Origin of the sequence: Streptococcus vulneris (genome assembly GCF_019218685.1) — a bacterium.
Taxonomy (GTDB): Bacteria; Bacillota; Bacilli; order Lactobacillales; family Streptococcaceae; genus Streptococcus; species Streptococcus vulneris.
Genome location: NZ_JAHUZC010000003.1, coordinates 1 through 23,432 on the forward strand (window position 1 = coordinate 1; position 23,432 = coordinate 23,432).

Here is a 23,432-nt window from a genome sequence, read left to right on the forward strand (position 1 = left end):
GGTTCAACACGTTCTGAAAGGGTTACAGTGTAGACTTGGTCACGTGCTGTATCGTAGTCATAAACCTTCGCACCACCTGCTGTGAATTCATCGCTGACAAGCTTATAGCCTTGTTTCTTGAATTCTGTGATTTGACTTGTTGTGCTGTAGGCAATGGCTTCGCCTGACTTACCTGTTACTTCATCTGTTGTGAGAACACGGTTACCGTTAGTGCTTACGTAACGGATAATTGCTTTTTGATTTTCTTTTTCAATGACTACATTAGAGTCTTTACCAACAGCATCTAAATCATTATCGTCGTTTGGATCAATAGTTTTTGTTTCTGCATCATATCCACGAATAGATTGCTTGTCACTAATTTTCCAACCAACTGGTGCTTGAGGAATTTCAGTAACATCTGCTCTTGTTGTGTCATTAAAATCATTTTTGTATTGTCTACGGACAGCTGCTTCTTTATTTTCTACTACTTCACCATTTGAATTGATGTAATGTCCATCTTTGTCGACTAAATTGATATAACCTAAGTCTTTATACCAAACGTTGACAACTGTTTCATTTATATAGTCTGGGTTAACTGTTAACTCATCAACACTCTTGGCATCTGCGTAGAAACCTGGGTTAACTGGGGTCATAACTTTCTTGAAGGTATAATCCAAATCTCCGATAGCACGTTTCCGACGACGCGAACTACCTTGTGCGGCATGAGCCTCAATAGCACTCTTTAATCTTAAGCGTGCTTCTTGATCTAACGGAATATTCCACCCGCCTTTTTTATTTGCCTTTGCATCTTCAACTCGAAGCCCCTTTACAGGTTTTAAGGCAATTTTATCTTTTTCTTCTGACTCTTTGTCTACTTCAGAAGTTTGTTCAGCTACTTTTGATTCTGCATTTTTCTTTTCAGCAGATTCAATTTTGCTCACTACTTCAGTTTTATCAGTAACTTTAGTCGTAGTCGCCCCTCTAAGTTCCAAAGCAATAACTGCAGCTTGAAGTTCAGACTCTGCTTGAGATAATTCTGATTCTGTCACATTTGCTCTGTTTAGTAATACTTTAGCAGATTGAATACTAGATTGAAGACGTTTTACACTTTCTTCAGTGTACAATTTAATCTCCAATTTTTCTGCACGCGAAAGAGCCGCTGATAATTTTGACTTATCAACAGCATTTTTAGAAGATACTTCTTCTTTCTGAATTTTAGCTTCTTCAACTTTTTCTGCTGGCATTTTAGCTTCATCAGATTTAGTTGGAGTTGCTTCCACTGGATTTGAAACAGATGGAGCTGCATAAGTCTTCTCTGACTTAGTATTTGTACTTTGCGTTTCCACAATCTTAGCAGAATCATCTAACTTATCAGCTTTAACTGTCTTTGTATTTTCAGAACCATTTTCATCCGCTTGTACAGTTTGAGCATTAGCAGCTGATCCTAAGACCAAGGCTGTACCAAGTAAAACACTCGCTGCACCAAAGTGATACTTACGAATAGAAAATCGTTGTTGCATACTATACCAGTCAAATGATTTCTTATGTGAATGTTTCATTTTGAACTCCTAAGTAATATTTTATAATTCCTACTCTACAACTATTTAATATATAAATCAACACTATCCAAGGAATTACTATATCGTATTTCTGATTTTCAGAGCCAGTTATTATATTCTCTTTTTTTTGAATCGTCGGAACATTTTTTTAGCTCTAACATTATAGTTGATTAAAAACAGAAAAATGATATAATAAATTAAGGAGGATAATACCCATATGAGAAACCTTTTATCCACAAAAGATCAAAGACAATTACGTTTAATGGAAACCTTAATTCAGAATCGTAATTGGATGAAATTGCATGAACTAGCCGAAAAATTAGGATGTACAGAACGAATCTTAAAAAGTGATTTAAATGAATTACGTGTTTCCTTTCCATCTATTGACATCCAATCTTCTGTTAACGGAATCATGATAGATTTAGAAGTTAACACTAGTGTAGAAGATATTTATCAATATTTTCTTGCTAATTCTCAATCTTTTCAATTACTAGAGTATCTGTTTTTTAATGAGGGGCTACCTATTTATCGAACAATAGAAAATCTTCACTCTAGTAATGCCAACCTCTATCGACTGGGCAGAAATATTACAAAAACTCTATCAACTCAATTCCAAATTGAACTATCATTTACTCCATGCGAAATACGTGGCAATGAAATCGATATTCGCTATTTTTTTGCCCAATATTTTTCTGAGCGCTATTATTTCCTAGATTGGCCTTTTCCTGACCTTCCTGAGGAAGATTTAACAGAATTTACTGACTTCTTCTATAAAATCACGAATTATCCAATGCGATTTTCAATTTATAGAATGTACAAACTGATGATAGCTATCAGTATTTACCGCATCAAAAATGGTCATTTTATCGACTTACCAAATCATTTCTATGATGAATACTATCCTATTTTGGCGAGTATTCCAAACTTTGAGGAGATACTTGTTCATTTCTCTGAAAAACTGGGACTTGAAATCACTCCAGATATCATTGCACAAATTTTTATTTCCTTTATTCAAAGTAACATTTTCTTAGATCCTCAAGAATTCTTCAACTCTTTAGAAGAGAACAGTGAAGCAAGACACTCTTACCAATTACTTAGTCAAATATTAGAACGCCTATCAAAACAATATAATATTACTTTTACTAATCATGATGAGCTGATTTGGCATTTACACAACACTGCTTTCTTTGAAAGACAGGAAATCTTTTCTACCCCAATCTTATTTGAACAAAAAGCATTGACGATTAAAAAATTTGAAGTTTACTTCCCAGACTTTATGGGAAGTGCACGTCAAGAACTGGCTCAATATCGTCAGGCAATTGGACAGTATGACCATCCTGAACAGTTGGAACACTTGATGTACACCATCTTAACCCATGCTGAAAACCTCTCTACTCAGTTGTTAGAGAATCGACCACCTATCAAGGTTTTGATTATCAGTAACTTTGACCACGCCCTATCGCTTACTTTAAAGGATATGCTTACATACTATTGTAGCAATCGATTCACCTTTGATACTTGGGATGAATTGGAAACAAGCCCCGAGATTTTAAATCAGACAGACTACGATATCATTGTGTCTAATTTCTATATTCCAGGAATTACCAAGAAGTTTATTTGCCGAAACCATCTGTCAATCATGAATTTGGTTAATCATCTTAACTGTTTATCAAATGAGATTCATATATCCAATACTTTATAAGCTAGAAAAAAGTCAGCATAATTCTGCTGACTTTTTCTTTTATCTATTTTCTATACTTCCTTTACAAAAACCAATTCCTGTGGTTGGGACAAGTCTTCTCTGTAAACAAATCCTGCAAAGCTTAAGCGACGAGCTTCCTCCACTGTTTGAACTTGATTTTCGATCAGGGCTGTTAGAAAGGCACCACGCGCTTTCTTGGAAATAGTTGAATGAATCTTCAGTTGACCGCCTCTATCCTCCATGAATTTGAAGGTCACCATTTTTTCTCTGATTTCCTTAGAAAATACAGTTTCAAACTCGGATGACAAAAGGGAGAAAATTAGGTCTTCCTTCTTCACAGCTTCATCATAGGCTGTCTTCCAATGGCTCTTCAAAGTCTTACCAGCGACTTTTAACTTCATCAAAAAATCCAAACGATGAGGGGCCATAGGTGACAAGGCTGGAACGACTCCGTACAAAGCCGAGGTAATAAAGACATGATTTTCAAGATAGACTTGTTCTGCCTCGGTCAATTTATCTCGCTTGATATGACGGTACATAAGCCCATCAAATAGATTCAAGGCTGGGTAGTGTTGAGCAGTTTGCCTTTTTAAAGCTTGGATATGTTGAAATTCTTCCGCCGCCTTTTCAGCTGATACCTTGTAAAAACTCTCCAATTGACTAGCAGAATAGAGAGCCAAGGCATCAAGCACGGCCTGACTTTCTGGCTTTAAAGGAGTGGCTTCAATACTTGGTAAATCTGTGTTCATTTCTTTTGCTGTTGGGATTAAAATTTTCATATTAATAGTGTAGCATATTTTTTTGCCACTACCAAGAAATTCATCTGAAAAGAGACTGGGAAAAGTCTTAAACCTCAGAAAAAAACGCATAATATCAGGTGTTGAAAAATCTTGATACTATGCGTTTTATTGTGGAATAATTTACTTCATTTTTTCCTGAAATTGAGTTTTTGCCCAGCCTCTTCCCTTACTGCACTTTAAAGGTCTTGAGATAGTTGTCTTTTCCTACTTGACCTTCGAAGGTTTTACCATTTTCGAGGTAAGGGAGGTCATCTGATACTGAGGCCTTAACCTTGTAAATCTTGCCATCAACTTTAAAGAAGTAGACGGTGTCTCCCTTGATAACAGCTGATTTGAGATCTGCTACCACACCCTTGATACTTTCTGTGGTTTCATTATCAATTTCAAGATCGTTTTTATTGGCGTACTTGCTGAGTAGCTCTTCCACTGTCGTAGCTACGATAACATTTTGGTACTCGACTGCGTCTACCAGAGCGTACTCTTTGACCAAACCAGCATTGTCCTTCAAGCCCATGATGTAGAGAGGCTTGTCATTGAGGTTGATGAGGATTGGGAAGGTCGCCTTGTAGGATTTCTCCTGAACAGCACCTTCTGCTGATTCACGGGCTGATTCTTCTGTCGCAGAAGCCAAGCTATACTTAGTGATTTCTCCTGTTCGCATATTTTCAAGAATGAAACCAAGATTACTTTCATCCGCATTAGCCGACGTCACACCTGTGTAGAGGTAGATGTCATTCCCGATAGACAAGTAATTATAGCCCTTGGTAGTCTGGGTCACGTTTTTCTTGGAAATCATAGCATTCCAGAAACCGTCCTTGTACTTGCCGTTATAGTTGATTTGCTCGATGGTTTCCTCAGCTGGATAAACACGGTCCACCCATTCTGGAACATCTGCCAAGCTGTATTCCTTGGTTTCTCCATTTGTTGCATCCAAGATAATGACTGAAACAGGACGAGGAACCGCTAAGCCAAATTGCTTTTGGTAAACCGTTGCTACATAGAAAGGATTGCCCTCATCGTCCACCTCAAAAGATGGAGTTTTAAAGATCTTAGTTGGGTACTTCAAGCGTAGGTGACGCTTGACATCGCGGTTAAAATACTCCGAGTCAGAATACTTGATTGGTGTTTTCAAGTCCACCAAGTCCGCATTACCAGTTACCATGTCCACCTTGATATACTCGCCGATTCCCTTGGCTTGATTATTAAACCACTTGATAGGGTCTGCGTATTCTAGTGGCGTAACTCGATAAGGCTTTCCGTCAATCGTTAGTTGAGTATAGGTGTCTGCCGCCACATACTGCGAAACCTTATCCGTTAGGGAACCCAAGTAGCGGTCACCAATTTTTTCAGCGGTACTTCTATCTAAGATAGGAACCTTACTGGTGTCAGTCTTAGGAAATTCAGTAAAGTCTTTTTCCGTCACCGTGACTACATTGGCATAATTTTTAGCCTGAAAAATGCTAGAAGTCACCAAGGAAACCAAAGCTGCCAAGAGAAGAATTCCTCCAATAGAAGCTAAAAGGATTTCTCCTAACCGATTGATTTTAAAACCCTCTAGATTTAAGGCAGCTTCTGCCTTGCCGTGGCGCACATGAACCGTTTTGACAAGGTTTATCCCCTTGCCAAAGCCAAATAATACTGCCACAACCAACAAATGCCCACAGAGGAAAAAGAGAAATTCCCAGCTGGTCAGGTTAAGAGGCGGTAAAAAGATATACCAGGTCGTTGCGATAAAAATAAGTTCGAAGACTATTCGTTTCATTTGCTTTCCTCCTAAATGATTCGTCCTTCCAAGTGATCCAGTTCATGCTGGCAAATCTGGGCTGGGAAACCTGTCAAAGTAATGATCTGTTCCTGCCACTTGCTGTCACGATAGGAAACCCTTATGGTTTCATAACGCTTAGTAGGTCTCACACCTGTCAATGACAAACAACCTTCCTCTGTCTCATAAGGTCCTTCAAAGGACAGGAGCACAGGGTTAAACATGAGCACGGGAACCAATCCCAGATTAAAGATAATCACGCGCTTTTGCACCCCAATCATATTGGCAGCTAGACCGACACAGGTCTCACGATTTGCTAAGAGTGTATCCTGCAAATCTCTGGCAAGATACAGATCATCCTGACTTGCCGGCTGAGACACTTGAGATAAAAACAAAATATCCTTTACAATTTTCTTCTCCACTTCCTCACACACCTCTTACTTTTTACTATATTATAGCAATTATAGCACAAAAGCCGATAACTGCAAGCCCTTTCCCTTAACTGTAACAAAAAGCCATCCGAAGATGACTTTCTTTTTAAATCGCATTCTTATCAAAACCGAGTTTGCGTTGAATAAACTTAACAATTTCGACAATAATAATCATTGAGAAGCTTCCAGCCATAACAATTCCCCATTGAGACAAGTCTAGTTTGGTTACGTGGAAGATACCTTCAAGCGGTTCTACGACGATTGTTGCCATAAGAAGGATGAAGGATACCAAGATAGACCAGTTGAAGGTCTTAGACTTGAATGGGCCAACTGTCAAGATGGATTGGTAAACAGACTTGACATTGTAGGCATGGAAGAGCTGAATCAAACCAAGGGTTGCAAAGGCCATAGTTAGAGCATCCGCATGAATGGCATGATTGTCACCCACATGAACTGGGTAAAGAAGGGCAAGGCCATAAACACTCATAACAATAGCTGCTTGGAGTACACCTTGATAGATGATAGAACTCAAAACACCACCTGAGAAGAAGCTTGCCTTGCGTCCACGTGGTTTATGGTTCATGACACCAGGCTCAGCTGGCTCAACACCTAGAGCGATAGCTGGGAAAGTATCGGTTACCAAGTTGATCCACAAAAGATGAACTGGCTGTAAGACATCCCAACCAAACAAGGTTGATAGGAAGATAGTTAATACTTCAGCAGTATTGGCAGAAAGTAGATACTGAATAGTCTTTTGAATGTTTGAGAAAACCTTACGTCCTTCTTCCACTGCAACGATGATAGTCGCAAAGTTATCATCTGCAAGAATCATGTCAGAAGCCCCCTTAGAAACCTCTGTACCAGTGATTCCCATACCGATACCGATATCGGCTGTTTTCAGAGCTGGCGCATCATTGACACCATCACCTGTCATGGCAACGACCTTACCTTGTTTTTGCCAAGCCTTGACGATACGAACCTTATGCTCTGGAGATACACGCGCATAAACAGAGTATTGACCAACTACTTTTTCAAAGTCTTCATCAGATAGTTCGTTGAGCTCAGCACCAGTTAAAACGTGACCTTCTGTATCGTTTGCATCAATGATTCCCAAACGTTTGGCAATAGCTTCTGCAGTGTCTTGGTGATCACCCGTAATCATGATTGGACGGATTCCAGCTTCCTTAGCTACACGAACAGCCTCAGCAGCTTCAGGACGTTCAGGGTCAATCATCCCAATCAAACCAGTAAAGATTAAATCATTTTCAAGCTCTTCAGAAGTGAGGTTTTCTGGAATGCTGTCAATAATCTTATAAGCACCAGCAAGGACACGCAAGGCTTGGTGAGCCATTTCAGAGTTGTTTGTGTGAATGAGGTTTGTAACCTTCTCATCAATCGGAGCAATATCCCCAGCCTTATCACGAAGAACACAACGTTTCAAGAGTTGGTCTGGCGCACCTTTAACAGCTACGAGGAAGCGTCCATCTGCAAGTGGATGAACTGTTGACATGAGCTTACGTTCAGAATCAAATGGCAACTCAGCCACGCGTGGATATTTCTCTAAGAAACCTTTGACATCGTAACCCTTATCCAAGGCATACTGGATGAAGGCTGTTTCAGTAGGGTCACCAATCAGATTGCCATCCACATCGATTTTCGTATCATTGGCCAAGACTACTGAACGTAGAAGCGGCATTTCAAGACCCAGTTCAATATCATCAGCTGAGTCATGTAGGACTGCATCGTAGAAGACTTTTTCGACTGTCATCTTGTTCATGGTCAACGTACCAGTCTTATCAGAAGCGATGATTTCTGTTGAACCAAGAGTTTCAACTGCTGGCAACTTACGAACGATTGAGTTTCGTTTGGCTAAAACTTGAGTACCAAGGGCAAGAACAATAGTTACGATAGCTGGGAGCCCTTCTGGAATAGCTGCAACGGCAAGGGCAACAGAGATCATCAACTCACCGAGTGGATTTTTCCCTTGAATGAAAACACCCACTACAAAAGTAACAAGTGCAATAACCAAGATAGCATAGGTCAAGACTTTAGAAAGGTTGTTCAAGTTTTGTTTAAGTGGTGTATCTGTCTCATCCGCATCTTGAAGCATACCAGCGATATGACCAACTTCAGTGTACATCCCTGTATTGACAACAACACCCATCCCACGACCATAGGTCACGTTTGAGTTTTGGAAGGCCATATTGACACGGTCACCAATACCAGCATCTGCAGTAAGCTCGACTGACAAGTCTTTTTCGACTGGCACAGACTCACCTGTAAGAGCTGCTTCTTCGATTTTAAGAGAGTTGGCTTCTAGTAAACGTAGGTCTGCAGGTACTACATCACCAGCTTCGAGAGCGACGATATCACCTGGTACCAATTCTTTAGAATCAATCTCCGCCATATGCCCATCACGAAGAACGCGGGCAGCTGGACTAGACATGGATTTGAGAGCTTCGATGGCTTCTTCTGCTTTCCCTTCTTGGTAAACACCAAAGGCAGCATTGATGATAACCACAGCTAGGATGATAATAGCATCTGCGATATCTTCCCCACCAGAAGTCACAACTGACAAGATTGCTGCAGCAACTAGGATGATAATCATCAAATCCTTAAATTGCTCGATAAATTTGACCAGGATTGATCGTTTCTCGCCTTCTTCGAGTTCATTGTGGCCAAATTCTGCAAGGCGCTTTTCCGCCTCACTTGATGACAAACCTTGCTCGGTCGCATCCACAGCCTTCAAGACCTCTTCAGGACTCTGAGTGTAAAACGCTTGGCGTTTTTGTTCTTTTGACATGTGTCTCCTCCTTGACATTGTGTGCAAAACAGACTCTCTTTTCCCTCATCGCATCTTTTCACGACAAACAAGAAGAGACCTGTTAATCATAACAAGTCTCGCTGTTTAAGATAGTGCCGGAAAGCATACTTTTCAGTATAAAATTCGGAATGACGACACTATCACAGGTTTCTGCCAGCTACTCCCTTGAGTAGTACTATTATACCAAATTTTGAAAAGTTTTCAAAGAGTAAAAAATGACTTATTTGAATTTTCCCTTGAAAACCAGTATAATGGTAGAATGCTATATGACTAGAAAGGAAGTTGAATGAAGCAATCTATCTCAAATCTCAAGTTAGCTGAGCGTGGGGCCATTATCAGTATTTCGACCTATTTGATCTTGTCTGCAGCCAAATTAGCAACTGGTCACCTCCTTCATTCATCCAGTTTGGTGGCCGATGGTTTTAACAACGTGTCGGACATCATTGGAAATGTGGCCCTCTTGATTGGAATCCGGATGGCGCGCCAGCCTGCAGACCGAGACCACCGTTTTGGCCACTGGAAGATTGAGGATTTGGCTAGCTTGGTCACTTCCATCATCATGTTCTATGTTGGTTTTGATGTTCTAAGGGATACCATTCAAAAGATTCTCAGTCATGAAGAAACGGTTATTGACCCTCTGGGTGCAACTCTAGGAATCATTTCTGCAGCGATTATGTTTCTAGTTTATCTCTACAATACTCGCCTCAGTAAGAAATCCAACTCCAAGGCACTCAAGGCTGCCGCCCAGGACAATCTTTCTGATGCTGTTACCTCACTTGGTACTACCATTGCCATCCTGGCCAGCAGTTTCAATTATCCCATTGTGGATAAACTGGTTGCCATTATCATCACTTTCTTTATCTTGAAGACTGCCTATGATATCTTTATCGAGTCTTCCTTTAGCCTTTCCGATGGTTTTGACGACCGCCTGCTTGAGGACTATCAAAAGGCCATTATGGAAATTCCCAAAATTAGCAAGGTTAAATCTCAAAGAGGTCGCACCTACGGTAGCAACATTTACCTTGATATTACGCTAGAAATGAATCCTGACTTGTCTGTTTTTGAGAGTCATGAAATCGCGGATCAAGTCGAGTCTATGCTGGAGGAACGTTTTGGCGTCTTTGATACCGATGTCCATATCGAGCCAGCACCTATCCCTGAGGATGAGATTTTAGACAATGTCTATAAAAAATTGCTCATGCGCGAACAATTGATTGATCAGGGAAATCAACTGGAAGAACTCTTAGCTGACGATTTTGTCTATATTCGTCAAGATGGAGAACAGATGAATAAAGAGGCCTATAAAGCAGAAAAAGACTTGAATTCAGCTATCAAGGACATCCAAATCACTTCCATCAGTCAAAAGACCAAACTCATCTGCTATGAGTTAGATGGTATCGTCCATACCAGTATCTGGCGTCGTCACGAAACCTGGCAAAATATCTTTCATCAAGAAACCAAAAAAGAATAGAGAAATCCTGTCATGAGACGGGATTTTTCTATTCTTCTAGCTATCAAATTCACTTAGATACTCATAGCGTTCGTATTTTTCAAGGAGTGCTTCGTTTTTCTCATCCAGTTCTTTTTGGAGAGTAGCCAACTTACCAAAGTCAGAGCCGTTGGCCTGCATTTCCTCTTCAATGACAGCGATACGATTTTCCAAGGCTTCAATATCGCTTTCAATACTTGCCCACTCCTGCTTTTCTTGGTAGGTCATGCGTTTCTTGTCTTCACGGACCTTGACCACTTTCTCCTTTTCGGCCTTTTGCACTTGATTGGCCAACTCTGTTTCAAAGACTTTTTCATCAAGATAATCGGTATAATGACCAAAGAAAGGACGAATCTTGCCATCCTCAAAAGCGAGAATCTTGGTCGCTACCTTATCTAAGAAATAACGGTCATGGCTAACTGTCAAAACTGGACCAGCAAAGCCTTGCAAGAAATTCTCCAAAACTGTAAGAGTAGCAATATCCAAGTCATTTGTCGGCTCGTCCAAGAGAAGAACATTTGGTTTTTCCAAGAGCAGTTTGAGGAGATAAAGACGTTTTTTCTCTCCCCCAGACAATTTCTCAATCAAGGTTCCATGCGTCGAACGTGGGAAAAGGAACTGCTCCAGCAACTCTGCAATCGAAGTCGTAGAACCACCGCTGGTCTTGACCTCTTCTGCCACTTCCTGCAAGTAATTGAACACTCGCTTGCTTTCATCCAAACCCTCAATTTGCTGAGAGAAATAGGCGATGCGAACAGTTTCCCCAATCACAACTTGTCCTGCTGTCGGCTCAAGAATGCCTGCAATCAAGTTAAGGAGAGTTGATTTCCCAACACCGTTATCCCCAACAATTCCAATACGATCTTTAGCCTGTACCAAGAGATTAAAATCTTGCAAAATAGGCTTGTTTTCATAGGCAAAGAAAACATCCTGAAACTCGATAACTTTCTTCCCAATCCGACTGGTTTCAAAGTTCATGGTCAAGTCTGTCTCAGCAACGCCACCTGAAACTTCTTTCTTTAAATCATGGAAACGATTGATACGAGCTTGCTGCTTGGTCGCACGCGCCTGCGGTTGTCTGCGCATCCATGCCAATTCTTGCTTATAAAGTTGTTCCTTTTTGTGGAGAAGAGCCGCATCGCGCTCATCTTGTTCAGCCTTAAGGCGAACATAGTCCTGATAATTCCCTTGATACTCGGTCAATCCAGCTCGATCCAACTCGAAAATCCGTGTTGACAAAGCGTCCAAGAAATAGCGATCGTGGGTGATAAAAAGGACGGTCTTCTTGGAATTTTTCAAAAAGAGGGTCAGCCACTCAATAGTCGCAATGTCCAGATGGTTGGTCGGCTCATCCAGCAGCAAGAGGTCGTGGTTGCCAAGAAGAACTTGCGCCAACTGGACCCGTCTTCTTAGACCACCTGACAATTCTCCCACTGGAGTAGATAAGTTCTGAATACCCAGCTTGCTAAGAACCGTCTTGACCTGACTCTCAATTTCCCAAGCTTGGAGAGAGTCCATTTCTGCCATGACCCGTTCCAAACGCGCCTGTTTGTCATCACTATAGTTGAGCATGATCAACTCATACTCACGAATGAGTTGGATTTCCTTGAGGTCGCTGGAGAGGACCGTATCCAAAACCGTCTTGCTATCATCAAAATCAGGGTCCTGAGTCAAGTAACCAATCTGGTAATCATTCTTAGCCGAAAAGGGACTGACATCCCCATCAAAGCCAGAAACACCAGATAGAACATCTAAAAGGGTGGTCTTGCCAGTCCCATTAACACCGATTAGACCGATTCTGTCTAGGTCATGGATAATAAAGGAAATATCCTTAAAAACGGTCTTGTCACCGACGGATTTACTTAGTTTTTCAACGATAAAATCACTCATTTTTTCTCCCTCAGATAAGCATGGATGGCTTGACGGTCATTTTCCAATTCTCCATCGACAATGGCATATTCAATCTCTGTTAAAATCTCTCCCAAGTCTGGGCCCGGCTGATAACCATATTCCTTGATTAAAATGCCACCGTTAATCTGAATTTCTTTCTTATCATGAATGGTCAAGCTCTGGTAGGTTTCAGTGATGGCTTGTGGGTTGACTTCTTTTCCTTGGGCCTGACGAAGATTTTCAGACTGTAAAAGTAAATCCAAGTCAAAGCGATAACAATCGCGCTTGCTCAATTCTCCCTTTTCACGCAAGGCCAAAATAGTCAGCAAATCCTGAACTTGCTTGGCAAATTGACGTGAGGTCTTCCAAGCCTTCAAAAATGGCTGCGCATTTTCAATCTCCAAAGCCCACAGTAGAGCTGCCCAGGCTTGTTCAGAGGATTCAAAAGTAAAATCAGTCTCTAAATCAAACAGTCTATTAAGCTCGTCCTGGCTAGATGCCATATCAGGGAGATAGTCATAAGCTTGACTCTCAATCATGGAAGCCAAACCCCTTCTCCAAAATGGAGCCAGCAAGAGTTTATCAAACTCAACGAAGGTACGCTCCACAGAAATTTTCTCCAAAAGTGGCGTCAAAATTTTCATAGCTTTAAATGTTTCTGACTCAAGTTCGAAGCCAAGACTAGCCTGAAAACGAAAACCACGCATAATCCGCAAAGCATCTTCGTTGAAACGCTCACTAGCCACTCCAACTGCTCGTAAGACTTGCTTTTCCAAATCTTCTAAACCATGGAACAAGTCAATGATTTCTCCTGTCTCGTCCAAAGCAAAGGCATTGACTGTAAAATCACGGCGCTTGAGGTCTTCTTCTAGCGAGCGCACAAAGGAGACCGCACTGGGTCTGCGATAGTCCACATAGACATCCTCTGTCCGAAAGGTGGTTACCTCATACTCCTCATCCCCATCTAAAACTAAGACGGTTCCATGCTCGATTCCGATATCGGCTGTTCGCGGAAAAATCTGCTTGGTTTCTTCTGGATAAGAAGACGTCGCAATATCCACATCATGGATAGGACGATTGAGGAGGGCATCTCGAACAGAACCTCCAACAAAATAGGCCTCAAAACCTGCTTCTTTAATTTTTTCTAATACTGGTAAAGCCTTCTGAAATTCAGAAGGCATTTGCGTTAATCTCATAATAAGTGTTCTAATCCATAGACAAGCTCATGACGCTTGACAACTTCTTTAATTCCCAAATTCACCCCTGTCATGAAGGAGCTGCGATCATAGGAGTCATGACGGAGGGTCAATCCTTCTCCCTGATTGCCAAAAATGACTTCCTGATGGGCTACTAAGCCTGGCAAACGAACTGAGTGGATGCGCATGCCATCAAAGTCAGCACCACGGGCACCTGCAATCAATTCTTCCTCATCTGCTGCACCCTGCTGGATAGACTCTCGAACTTCTGCCATTAACTCAGCTGTTTTAATAGCAGTTCCACTCGGAGCATCCTTTTTCTTGTCATGATGGAGCTCGATAATCTCCACATTTGGGAAATATTTAGCAGCCTGCCTTGCAAATTGCATGAGTAAAACAGCACCCAAGGCAAAGTTAGGAGCGATCAAGCCACCCAAATCTTGAGCACGAGAAAATGCTTTTAGCTCTGCAATTTCTTCACTCGTGAAACCTGTTGTCCCAACTACTGGAGCAAAGCCATTTTCAAGAGCAAAGCGTGTATTTTCATAGGCAACAGCTGGTGTAGTAAAGTCTACCCAGACATCTGCTTCAAAACCGACCAAATCAGCCTTATCCTTGAAAACAGGAATACCCTGCCATTCTGATTCAGACTCAAAGGGATCCAAAACTGCTACCAAGTCCAAGTCTGGATCAGCCAAGACCATCTGACAAGCAGCCTGGCCCATCTTTCCCTTAAAACCAGCAATAATTACTCGAATACTCATCTCTACTCCTGACTAAGATACAAAGGACGATAGCTGCCCTTGAAAAATAGGGAATGACGCTGACTTTCCATGAAAGGCAAGACAGGCATCTTTTTTCAAGAGGCAGGTAGTCCGTGTTCAATTTCTAAGATACAAAGCCTGTAAGAACACAGAGTGAAAATAGGAGTTCTAATCAAGGAGTGTCTCCTCCCTCCTTGGAAGAACTATCTTTTTCACAGAGGGTTCCAGGCGTGTTCAATTATCAAGATACAAAGGGCCTTAGCTGCCCGTGAAAAATAGGGGATGGCGCTGACTTTCCACAAAAGGCAAGACAGACATCTTTTTTCAAGAGGCAGGTAGTCCGTGTTCAATTTCTAAGATACAAGCCTTCTTAACTAGTCTAGAAGTGCTAACTAAATCACTGGAATATAACCCAGAGCAATACTTCCTGCTCCTAGGTGTGTTCCAATGACACTACCAAATGTAGCAAGTGAAATATCCGTACCCACTTCAGAATCTAGCAAGTGCTGACGCAATTCTTCAGCCTTTTCAGGAGCATTCCCGTGAATGACAATGATACGGTATTGGCCTGAAGCTGTTGCTTCCTTGATAATCTCAATTAAACGCTTGGTTGCTTTCTTTTCAGTACGAACTTTTTCGTACACTTCAATCACACCTTGGTCATTAAAATAAAGAATCGGCTTAATGCTTAGCAGATTGCCCAAAATCGCAGCTCCATTTGAAAGGCGTCCCCCTTTAACCAAGTGGTCCAAGTCATCCACCATGATGAAAGCAGATGTGTGACTAATCTGAATAGCTAGCTTATCCTGAATAATGGCAAAGTCATCGCCCTGGTCTCGCCAGTTAAAGACACTTTCAACCATGATACCCAGAGGAGCACTTGTGATCAAAGTGTCTGGAAAAGCAATGGTTAAGCCCTCATAGTCATCCACCATATACTGGATATTTTGGTAAAAACCTGAAATTCCAGAAGATAGGAAAAGTCCCAAAGCATGTGTATAACCTTGTTCTTTGAGCGAAGTTAGAATCTCATCTAACTTGGCAATACTTGGTTGACTGGTCTTAGGCAATTCAGAGGCCTGAGCCATTTTTTGGTAAAATTCCTCAGCAGTCAGATTGATGCCTTCGACATACTCCTCACCATCAATATTGACAGGAATATCCAAAACAAATAAATCTTCTCTTTGCAAGGTATCTGCACTGAGATAGGCAGAGGAATCTGTGATAACAGCTAATTTCATATTAGAACTCCAAATTGATTCCTGGTAAGTCTAATGCAATTTCAGTTACTTCGTAAGTTAAACGGTTGAGCATATTCAAACATGGACGAGCCAAGGTTTCCACTTCTTCTTGGTTCAATTCACTTGGTTCGTTAACAATACGACCATCGATATGGTTCACCTGTGAAATGGTTCCACTGATGACAAATTTATCAAATACAATCATAAAACTCAAGACAACAATCAAGGAAGTCACTTGATTTTCTTGGTCATGTTGAATTAATTGGAAGTTCACATCCACCTTAGTTTCAGGAGCTCCATTTTCATTTTCCCATTCAAAATTACGCGCATCAAAATGATACTGACTAACAAATTCTTGTTCACGTTTAAGATTCATGTCTTTCTCCCTCGGCTACAATATTATAAGCTATTGTACCATAATTTTTTATTTTCATCTAGTTTTCTAGGATTTAGTCAATCCCGATTTCAGCTCGAACTACGTCTGCGATGGTATCAACATAGTAGTCCACTTCTTCTGTTGTAGGCGCTTCTGCCATAACACGCAAAAGAGGCTCTGTTCCACTTGGGCGAACAAGGATACGGCCATTCCCCGCCATTTCAGCTTCCATCTTCTCGATGATAACCTTGATAGCTGGCACTTCCATAGCCTTTTCCTTCATGGCATTTTCCACTCGGATATTGACTAATTTTTGTGGATAGATGGTTACTTCTGCTGCCAACTCTGACAAGCTCTTACCAGTTTCCTTCATGATTTTGGTCAATTGAACAGCAGATAATTGGCCATCACCTGTTGTATTGTAATCCATCAAGATGACGTGACCAGACTGTTCACCACCAAGGTTGTAGCCTGATTTTCGCATTTCTTCAACAACGTAACGATCGCCAACTGCAGTGACTGCCTTGTTAATGCCTTCACGATCCAAGGCCTTGTGGAAACCAAGGTTAGACATAACGGTTGTCACGATTGTATTTTGCGCCAATTGTCCTTTTTCAGAAAGGTATTTTCCGATGATGTACATAATCTTGTCACCATCGACGATATCGCCATTCTCATCGACAGCAATCAAACGGTCACTGTCTCCGTCAAAAGCCAAACCGATAGCTGAGTCACTTTCTTTGACCACTTCTTGAAGGGTTTCTGGGTGGGTTGAACCAACATTAAGGTTGATGTTAAGACCATCTGGTGTTTCCCCAATAACAGTTAATTGAGCACCAAGATCTGCAAAGATTTGACGGGCACTTGTAGAAGCTGCACCATTAGCCGTATCCAAGGCAACCTTCATTCCTTCAAGAGGAGTTCCAGTTGAAACAAGATATCCTTCATACTTACGCAAACCTTCTGGATAATCTACCAAGGTTCCCAAGCCTTCAGCACTTGGACGAGGAAGAGTGTCTTCCGCAGCGTCTAGCAAGGCTTCAATTTCTGCTTCTTTTTCATCGTCCAGTTTGAAGCCATCACCGCCAAAGAACTTAATTCCGTTATCAAGGGCTGGATTGTGGCTAGCAGAAATCATGACACCAGCACTTGCTCCTTCAGTTTTTACCAAGTAAGCTACTGCTGGTGTTGCCAAAACACCTAGTTTGTATACGTGAATACCAACTGAAAGAAGACCAGCTACCAAGGCAGATTCTAGCATTTCCCCAGAAATACGTGTATCACGTCCTACAAAAACTTTCGGTGCTTCCGTTTCATGTTGGCTAAGAACATAGCCTCCAAAACGTCCTAGTTTAAAGGCCAATTCTGGCGTTAATTCTACGTTAGCTTCTCCACGGACTCCATCAGTCCCAAAATATTTACCCATTTTTATAAAATCCTTTTCCTATTTTTAATTCGTTTTTGAACTAGTTGCTTTCGTTGACGAAGATGTCTCCGACGAACTGCTTGTTGTTGAATTTGATGCGCTTGAACTTGGTGCTACTGGTTTTGTAGTCACCTTCATTGTTGTGTCGAACGGAGTAATAACTGCCGGTAAGACAACACCATTGCGATCGATTGCCTGCAAAGGTACTGAACCACTGTAATTACCTGTTATGCGTTCGCTGGTTGGTAAAAGCGCAATAACTTTGTCAATCTTAGCTAATGTTTCCTGGTCAGTTGTGACCGAAACTCGTTCGTTTGACACGGTTATACTATCAATTTGTAACTTGGGATCAATCTGGCTTTGGTCAACTTGTGGCACAACAAGCATCCCATCTCGCTTAACCTTCTTCCCAACTTTCACTGTAATCTTTTGAGGCGTTGCCACAGCGGTCAATCCACTTGGAAGATTTTCAATATTCAAGGGAACTTCAATCGTTCCAACACTGGCATCCGTCAAATCAGCAGTTACCTTAAACTTACGAGTGCTCTCCTGCATTTCGCTGGCCAAGGTCACACGATTGGCTCCGGTTAATACCACTGAAACTTCTGATGCAAATCCGCTAATGAAATACTGGTCATCATCATAGTGAATAACGATAGGAACGTTCGTTATCGTATTGGTGTAAGTTTCTGATTTAACCTGCCTTGCGGTATTACTATTTTGAAAGTTGGTTGACGTTGCATAGATGAATAAGATACAAGCAAAAAAGAGAGATGAAATGATGTATAGACTATTTTTTCTCATATTTCCAACCTCCTAACAAACGGTCCTTGAAACTGACTTTTTCCTCAACGGCTGGCAAAAGAATTGCTCGTAGCTCTGCTTCAAATTCTTCAATCGTCAAGTCGTGCTTGAAAACACCGTTATAGGTAATAGAAATGCCACCTGTTTCCTCTGAGACGATGAAGGTCAAGGCATCGGATACTTCTGACAAACCGATAGCCGCCCGGTGTCTGGTCCCAAATTCCTTGGAAATCCCTGTGCTTTCTGTCAAGGGCAGATAGGCAGAGGTGACTGCAATCCGATTTTCTCTGATAATCACAGCACCATCGTGTAGGGGAGTGTTGGGGATAAAGATATTAATAAGGAGTTCAGCTGAAATATTGGCATCCAAAGGAATCCCTGTCGCAATATATTCTTGCAAGGTCCGAACTCGTTGGATGGCAACCAGAGCACCAATCTTACGAGGACTCATATATTCAACCGACTTGATAAAGGCACGAATCATTTGCTCTTCTGCACTAATTTGAGCAGTAGAAAAGAAATCTGTCGCCCTTCCCAAGCGTTCCAAACCAGTCCGAATCTCTGGAGAGAAGATAACAACCGCAGCAATAACCCCATAGGTGATAATTTGATTAATCAACCAAGAAATCGTTGTTAAACCAAGGATATTGGCTACAACCTGGGCTAATACAAAGATCACGACCCCACGCACCAAAATCATAATCTTGGTGCCAGCTATCGCTTTTGTAAAACGATATAAAATATAGGCCACAATCAAAATATCAAACAGATTGATGGCAATACTCCAAGGACTAGAAAACAAGCTAGTCCAATATTGCAGGTTGGATAATTGTTGAAAGTTCATCTGCTGTCTCCTCTCTGTCCAAACACGTTCCTTTCTATTATACCATTTTTCTGACATTTTTTTCCCTATCCTACTTCATTTTAAATTAAGGAAAAATATGATAAAATAAACTGACTAGAAAAAACAAAGGAGAAACCATGTCTCAACTCTATGATATTACCATTGTAGGTGGTGGTCCCGTCGGGCTTTTTGCAGCCTTCTATGCCCACCTACGCCAAGCCAAGGTCCAAATCATCGACTCTCTTCCCCAACTAGGTGGACAACCTGCTATTCTCTATCCTGAAAAGGAAATTTTAGACGTCCCAGGTTTCCCAAATCTGACTGGAGAAGAGTTGACTAACCGCTTGATTGAACAACTAAACGGCTTTGATACCCCTATTCATCTCAACGAAACGGTTCTTGAGATTGAAAAACAAGAAGAAGGCTTTGTAATTACAACTTCTAAAGGAAGTCACCTGTCTAAAACAGTTATCATCGCTATGGGTGGCGGTGCCTTCAAACCACGTCCTCTGGAACTAGAAGGCGTTGAAGGCTATGAAAATATCCACTACCACGTTTCCAACATCCAGCAATATGCTGGTAAGAAAGTGACGATTCTTGGTGGAGGAGACTCGGCTGTGGATTGGGCTTTGGCTTTTGAAAAAATTTCACCGACTACCCTTGTTCACCGCAGAGATAATTTCCGCGCCTTGGAACACAGTGTCCAAGCCTTGCAAGAATCATCTGTGACCATCAAGACACCATTCATCCCTAGCCAACTCCTTGGAGATGGAAAAACGCTTGACAAGTTGGAAATCACAAAAGTTAAATCTGATGAAACAGAAACTATTGACATAGACCACCTCTTTGTCAACTATGGTTTCAAATCTTCTGTTGGTAACCTTAAAAACTGGGGTCTGGACCTCAACCGCCACAAGATTATCGTCAACAGCAAACAGGAATCCAGCCAAGCAGGTATCTATGCTATCGGTGACTGCTGCTACTATGACGGAAAAATTGATCTGATTGCGACAGGCCTCGGAGAAGCACCAACCGCCGTCAACAACGCCATCAACTACATCGACCCTGAGCAAAAAGTACAACCCAAACACTCAACAAGTTTATAAGAAAAGAACCACGAGTCCTACGATTCGTGGTTTTATAGTTCATCGGCTAATTTATTTATCTTTCTAAGTCTGTGATTGACGCCACTTTTGGTCAGAGGGGTGCTGAGACTATCTGCTAACTGCTGGATAGAGTAGTCTGGGTGCTGAATCCGCAATTGCGCTACCTCCTGCAAATCCACTGGCAGGTTTTCTAAGCCCATGATATCTTTGATTTTACTGATATTGTTGATAGTCTTCATGCTGGCAGAAACTGTCCGAGCAATATTGGCTGTTTCTGCATTATTGGCCCTATTGAGGTCATTACGGGTTTCTCGCAAAATCTTAACCCGCTCAAAATCATCACGCGCCTGCATAGCTCCGATGACAATCAAGAAGTCCATAATATCTTCAGCACGCTGGAGATAGGTCACAGCTCCCTTTTTGCGCTCAAGCACCTTGGCATCCAGCAAAAACTGCTGGAGAAGAGAGGCAAGCCCTTGTGCGTGGTCCAGATAAACAGAACTGATTTCCAACTGATACTTGCCTGACTCAGGGTCACGAATGCTTCCATTTGCCAAGAAAGCGCCACAAAGATAAGCACGACCTGCTTCCTCATCTGATAAAATCTCCTCGTCAATACCTGTTTCCAGGCCAAAGAAGGAGTCTGCCAAGTGCAAATCACTCAGCAGGTCCTGCACCTTTTCATCTGTAAAAACGGTATAGACTCGATTCTTGCGAAGATTGCTCCGTTGGTGGTGGCGAATTTCCGATTTGATTTCGTAGAAATGGAGAAAGGACTCATAGAGGTGACGAGCCAGCTTGGCATTTTCTGTCACGACAGACAAGGTCAAACCCGAAGTCGAGAGACCAATACTGCCAGACATCTTGATAATGGCAGACAGTTCATGTCGGCTTAGATGGTGCTGACCTAGGATTTCTTCTTTTACTGCTACTGTGAAACTCATTTTCTCACCTGTATAATGCGCATCAATTCGTCCACTATCAAATCTCCATCGTGGAAGGCACCCCCATTTTCCAGACGAAGGAAGTTGGATGAAATCACACGCGGAACTTGCTTACAAAGACCAGCAAAATCATGTTCCACCTGCACCAAATATTCATCAAACCGGTTGGAATTCATGTATTCCTGAGGCACTTTTTCAATATTCACCAAGACAGTGTCGATAAAAGGTCGGCCAAGGTGACGATGCAAGACTTCCACGTGGTCACTATCTGTAAAGTGTTCTGTCTCCCCACGTTGAGTCATGATATTGCAGACATAGGCGATTTCTGCCTTGGTTTCCAAAAGCGCCTGCCCGATTTCCTTAATCACGATATTGGGCAAAATAGAGGTAAAGAGAGAACCAGGACCTAGGACAATCATATCACTTTCAAGAATGGTCTGCACTACTCGACGGCTAGCCAGAGGCGTATCATCGTTGAGGGTATTGGTCACATAGACATGGTCAATCATGCCTGGATGGTCTGCAATATGGCTCTCTCCAGCCACTTCTGTCCCATCCTGAAAGACTGCATGAAGGGTCAAGGGATGGTCACTGGAAGGATAAATCTTCCCAGTTGTATGGAAAAATTTGCTCAGTAACTGCATGGCATTATAGGTCGAACCCTGCATTTCTGACAAGCCAGCAATGATGAGATTACCCAATGGATGACCAGCAAAGGCTCCTGCATCTTCAGAAAAGCGATACTGAAAGACTTTCTCATAAAACTTAGGCATATCCGACATGGCCACAAGGACATTGCGGAGATCTCCTGGCGGTGTCAACTGCTGCATGTTTTTTCGGAGTTCACCTGATGAACCACCATCATCGGCCACCGTTACGATAGCAGCGATTTCCACATCTTTTTCACGCAGACTTTTAAGAATGACGGGGATCCCAGTCCCTCCACCAATCACCGTTATCTTTGGTTTTCTCATGAACGGTTTACCGTTTCCTTTCTTCGGTCTTTGTCGCGATGCCCTTCATTAACAGGCCAAATCTTGGATAAGTCCTGCGCCAAGCGTTTAGCAAAGGCTACACTACGGTGTTGTCCACCCGTACATCCCATGGCAATGGTCAAAACTGACTTCCCTTCCTTTTGGTAACTTGGCAAAATCGGCTCAATCAAGGCCAACAAATGCTGATAAAAATCTTCTGACTCAGGATGATTCATGACATAGTCATAAACTGGTTCATCTACACCCGTTTGATTACGCAGTTCTGGTAGATAATAGGGATTTGGCAAGAAACGGACATCAAAGACCAAGTCTGCATCAATTGGGATTCCATATTTAAAGCCAAAAGACATGACCTCGATACGGAAAGACTGGGCTTGCTCTTGATCTGAAAACTGCTCTGCAAGGGTTTTACGCAGCTCACGAGGAGTAAGTTCAGTCGTATCCACCACATTTTGGCTCATATTTTTCAAAGGCGCCAAGAGCTCACGTTCCAGCTTGATTCCATCCAAAATCCGTCCATCTGCTGCTAATGGGTGACTCCGTCTGGTTTCCTTGTAACGAGCAACCAATTCCTTATCAGCTGCATCCAAAAAGAGAATTTTAAAGTCCAGTTCTTCCTTGTTTTCCAACTCATCCAAAACAGCTTGAATCTCTGAGAAGAAAGAACGGCTACGCATATCTACTACCAAGGCCAACTTATGGTCGTCTTCCTTTGTTTCCACCAACTGCAAAAACTTAGGCAAGAGAGCTGGCGGCATATTATCAATAGTAAAATAACCCAAATCTTCGAAGGACTGAATGGCAACTGTTTTCCCTGCACCACTCATTCCTGTCACAATCACCAAGTGAAGTTGTTTCTTTGTCATCTTTTTCTCCTTATATCAAAAGAAGTTTGGCAGAACCAAACTTCAACTAGCTTATCCAATCTCTGCGATGACTTCGATTTCGACTTTTACATCACGAGGAAGACGAGCTACCTCTACTGCTGAACGAGCTGGAAATTCCTCTTTAAAGGCCGTTTGGTAAACCTCGTTAAAAGGAACAAAGTCGTTCATATCGCTCAAAAAGCAAGTTGTTTTGACAACATGGTCAAAGTCAGTTCCTGCTTCTGCCAAAATAGCACCGATGTTTTTTAAGACTTGCTCTGTCTGTTCTTGAATCGTTTCTCCAACGATTTCCCCAGTTTCAGGAGAGAGAGGAACTTGACCACTAGCAAACAAAAGGTTGCCAACGATTTTTCCTTGAACATATGGTCCGATAGCCTTTGGGGCTTTGTCTGTATGAATTGTTTTTGCCATTT

At 41.9% G+C, this 23,432-nt stretch carries 20 protein-coding genes; 3 read left to right on the plus strand and 17 right to left on the minus strand.

All coding sequences use genetic code 11. From position 1 onward, the window contains the following. On the minus strand, positions 1-1,538 hold a 1,538-nt coding region (locus KUA57_RS03250; RefSeq protein ID WP_218493612.1), incomplete at its 3' end, for a mucin-binding protein. A gap of 217 nt (positions 1,539-1,755) precedes the next feature. Here KUA57_RS03250 and pclR point away from each other — a divergent pair. Next, on the plus strand, positions 1,756-3,240 hold the full coding sequence (gene pclR / locus KUA57_RS03255; RefSeq protein WP_218493613.1) for a virulence transcriptional activator PclR: 1,485 nt from the start codon (positions 1,756-1,758) through the stop codon (positions 3,238-3,240). 50 nt (positions 3,241-3,290) lie between these two features. Here the strand turns inward: pclR and yaaA are convergent, their stop codons facing one another. The 4 genes from yaaA to KUA57_RS03275 all read right to left on the minus strand — a co-directional run bounded on the left by yaaA (position 3,291) and on the right by KUA57_RS03275 (position 9,036). Beyond that, entirely contained in the window at positions 3,291-4,019 is a 729-nt protein-coding gene (gene yaaA, locus KUA57_RS03260; RefSeq protein ID WP_218493614.1) for a peroxide stress protein YaaA, read from the minus strand. Between the two features lie 187 nt (positions 4,020-4,206). Then, on the minus strand, positions 4,207-5,802 hold the full coding sequence (locus tag KUA57_RS03265) for a hypothetical protein (RefSeq protein WP_218493615.1): 1,596 nt from the start codon (positions 5,800-5,802) through the stop codon (positions 4,207-4,209). A gap of 11 nt (positions 5,803-5,813) precedes the next feature. After that, positions 5,814-6,224 (minus strand): peptide deformylase, encoded by a 411-nt coding sequence (locus tag KUA57_RS03270; RefSeq protein ID WP_218493616.1) that lies wholly within the window; start codon positions 6,222-6,224, stop codon positions 5,814-5,816. A 115-nt stretch (positions 6,225-6,339) separates the two neighbouring features. Next, the gene (locus KUA57_RS03275) at positions 6,340-9,036 is read right to left on the minus strand and encodes a cation-translocating P-type ATPase (protein WP_125416203.1); all 2,697 of its coding nucleotides are present in this window, start codon (positions 9,034-9,036) and stop codon (positions 6,340-6,342) included. Between the two features lie 307 nt (positions 9,037-9,343). Here KUA57_RS03275 and mntE point away from each other — a divergent pair, with 307 nt between their 5' ends. Beyond that, on the plus strand, positions 9,344-10,528 hold the full coding sequence (mntE, locus tag KUA57_RS03280) for a CDF family manganese efflux transporter MntE (protein ID WP_125416205.1): 1,185 nt from the start codon (positions 9,344-9,346) through the stop codon (positions 10,526-10,528). A 36-nt stretch (positions 10,529-10,564) separates the two neighbouring features. Here the strand turns inward: mntE and KUA57_RS03285 are convergent, their stop codons facing one another. The 8 genes from KUA57_RS03285 to cdaA form a co-directional block, all read right to left on the minus strand. Next, complete coding sequence (locus KUA57_RS03285) at positions 10,565-12,436, minus strand: ABC-F family ATP-binding cassette domain-containing protein (protein WP_125448151.1); 1,872 nt, start codon at positions 12,434-12,436, stop codon at positions 10,565-10,567. Next, positions 12,433-13,632: a CCA tRNA nucleotidyltransferase gene (locus KUA57_RS03290; protein WP_080977758.1), complete on the minus strand. Its 1,200-nt coding sequence runs from the start codon at positions 13,630-13,632 to the stop codon at positions 12,433-12,435. Before KUA57_RS03290 ends, KUA57_RS03285 begins: the two co-directional genes overlap by 4 nt. Next, positions 13,629-14,396 carry a 4-hydroxy-tetrahydrodipicolinate reductase gene (gene dapB / locus KUA57_RS03295; RefSeq protein WP_000027873.1) on the minus strand — a complete coding sequence of 256 codons (768 nt, stop codon included), beginning with the start codon at positions 14,394-14,396 and terminating at the stop codon, positions 13,629-13,631. Before dapB ends, KUA57_RS03290 begins: the two co-directional genes overlap by 4 nt. 392 nt (positions 14,397-14,788) lie before the next feature. Continuing rightward, on the minus strand, positions 14,789-15,637 hold the full coding sequence (locus KUA57_RS03300; RefSeq protein ID WP_000762173.1) for a DegV family protein: 849 nt from the start codon (positions 15,635-15,637) through the stop codon (positions 14,789-14,791). A 1-nt stretch (position 15,638) separates the two neighbouring features. Next, positions 15,639-16,013 carry a DUF1149 family protein gene (locus tag KUA57_RS03305; protein WP_001050081.1) on the minus strand — a complete coding sequence of 125 codons (375 nt, stop codon included), beginning with the start codon at positions 16,011-16,013 and terminating at the stop codon, positions 15,639-15,641. Between the two features lie 73 nt (positions 16,014-16,086). After that, entirely contained in the window at positions 16,087-17,439 is a 1,353-nt protein-coding gene (glmM, locus tag KUA57_RS03310; protein WP_023948132.1) for a phosphoglucosamine mutase, read from the minus strand. Between the two features lie 24 nt (positions 17,440-17,463). After that, positions 17,464-18,243 carry a CdaR family protein gene (locus KUA57_RS03315; protein WP_218493617.1) on the minus strand — a complete coding sequence of 260 codons (780 nt, stop codon included), beginning with the start codon at positions 18,241-18,243 and terminating at the stop codon, positions 17,464-17,466. Then, positions 18,230-19,087, minus strand: coding sequence for a diadenylate cyclase CdaA (gene cdaA, locus KUA57_RS03320; protein ID WP_064275962.1), 858 nt, complete (start codon positions 19,085-19,087; stop codon positions 18,230-18,232). Before cdaA ends, KUA57_RS03315 begins: the two co-directional genes overlap by 14 nt. A 137-nt stretch (positions 19,088-19,224) precedes the next feature. Here cdaA and KUA57_RS03325 point away from each other — a divergent pair, with 137 nt between their 5' ends. Continuing rightward, positions 19,225-20,193, plus strand: a complete 969-nt coding sequence (locus KUA57_RS03325) for an NAD(P)/FAD-dependent oxidoreductase (protein ID WP_125409541.1) — start codon at positions 19,225-19,227, stop codon at positions 20,191-20,193. Positions 20,194-20,225: 32 nt separating this feature from the next. On the opposite strand, the gene whiA is transcribed toward KUA57_RS03325, so the two are convergent. The 4 genes from whiA to KUA57_RS03345 are packed head-to-tail and all read right to left on the minus strand — an operon-like array spanning position 20,226 to position 23,430. Beyond that, the gene (gene whiA, locus KUA57_RS03330; RefSeq protein ID WP_000011285.1) at positions 20,226-21,137 is read right to left on the minus strand and encodes a DNA-binding protein WhiA; all 912 of its coding nucleotides are present in this window, start codon (positions 21,135-21,137) and stop codon (positions 20,226-20,228) included. Further along, positions 21,134-22,111, minus strand: coding sequence for a YvcK family protein (locus KUA57_RS03335; RefSeq protein ID WP_001231075.1), 978 nt, complete (start codon positions 22,109-22,111; stop codon positions 21,134-21,136). The genes whiA and KUA57_RS03335 overlap by 4 nt, the downstream gene beginning before the upstream one ends. After that, positions 22,108-22,998, minus strand: a complete 891-nt coding sequence (gene rapZ / locus KUA57_RS03340; protein ID WP_061590350.1) for an RNase adapter RapZ — start codon at positions 22,996-22,998, stop codon at positions 22,108-22,110. Before rapZ ends, KUA57_RS03335 begins: the two co-directional genes overlap by 4 nt. 51 nt (positions 22,999-23,049) lie before the next feature. Further along, complete coding sequence (locus KUA57_RS03345) at positions 23,050-23,430, minus strand: RidA family protein (protein WP_001140420.1); 381 nt, start codon at positions 23,428-23,430, stop codon at positions 23,050-23,052. Positions 23,431-23,432 lie beyond the last annotated feature (2 nt).

Bases quoted from the DNA above. Each gene is read 5' to 3' on its own strand.
- pclR (WP_218493613.1), top strand. From the start codon at position 1,756: ATGAGAAACCTTTTATCCACAAAAGATCAAAGACAATTACGTTTAATG.
- yaaA (WP_218493614.1), bottom strand. From the start codon at position 4,019: ATGAAAATTTTAATCCCAACAGCAAAAGAAATGAACACAGATTTACCA.
- KUA57_RS03265 (WP_218493615.1), bottom strand. From the start codon at position 5,802: ATGAAACGAATAGTCTTCGAACTTATTTTTATCGCAACGACCTGGTAT.
- KUA57_RS03275 (WP_125416203.1), bottom strand. From the start codon at position 9,036: ATGTCAAAAGAACAAAAACGCCAAGCGTTTTACACTCAGAGTCCTGAA.
- mntE (WP_125416205.1), top strand. From the start codon at position 9,344: ATGAAGCAATCTATCTCAAATCTCAAGTTAGCTGAGCGTGGGGCCATT.
- KUA57_RS03285 (WP_125448151.1), bottom strand. From the start codon at position 12,436: ATGAGTGATTTTATCGTTGAAAAACTAAGTAAATCCGTCGGTGACAAG.
- KUA57_RS03290 (WP_080977758.1), bottom strand. From the start codon at position 13,632: ATGAGATTAACGCAAATGCCTTCTGAATTTCAGAAGGCTTTACCAGTA.
- dapB (WP_000027873.1), bottom strand. From the start codon at position 14,396: ATGAGTATTCGAGTAATTATTGCTGGTTTTAAGGGAAAGATGGGCCAG.
- KUA57_RS03300 (WP_000762173.1), bottom strand. From the start codon at position 15,637: ATGAAATTAGCTGTTATCACAGATTCCTCTGCCTATCTCAGTGCAGAT.
- KUA57_RS03305 (WP_001050081.1), bottom strand. From the start codon at position 16,013: ATGAATCTTAAACGTGAACAAGAATTTGTTAGTCAGTATCATTTTGAT.
- glmM (WP_023948132.1), bottom strand. From the start codon at position 17,439: ATGGGTAAATATTTTGGGACTGATGGAGTCCGTGGAGAAGCTAACGTA.
- KUA57_RS03315 (WP_218493617.1), bottom strand. From the start codon at position 18,243: ATGAGAAAAAATAGTCTATACATCATTTCATCTCTCTTTTTTGCTTGT.
- cdaA (WP_064275962.1), bottom strand. From the start codon at position 19,087: ATGAACTTTCAACAATTATCCAACCTGCAATATTGGACTAGCTTGTTT.
- KUA57_RS03325 (WP_125409541.1), top strand. From the start codon at position 19,225: ATGTCTCAACTCTATGATATTACCATTGTAGGTGGTGGTCCCGTCGGG.
- whiA (WP_000011285.1), bottom strand. From the start codon at position 21,137: ATGAGTTTCACAGTAGCAGTAAAAGAAGAAATCCTAGGTCAGCACCAT.
- KUA57_RS03335 (WP_001231075.1), bottom strand. From the start codon at position 22,111: ATGAGAAAACCAAAGATAACGGTGATTGGTGGAGGGACTGGGATCCCC.
- rapZ (WP_061590350.1), bottom strand. From the start codon at position 22,998: ATGACAAAGAAACAACTTCACTTGGTGATTGTGACAGGAATGAGTGGT.
- KUA57_RS03345 (WP_001140420.1), bottom strand. From the start codon at position 23,430: ATGGCAAAAACAATTCATACAGACAAAGCCCCAAAGGCTATCGGACCA.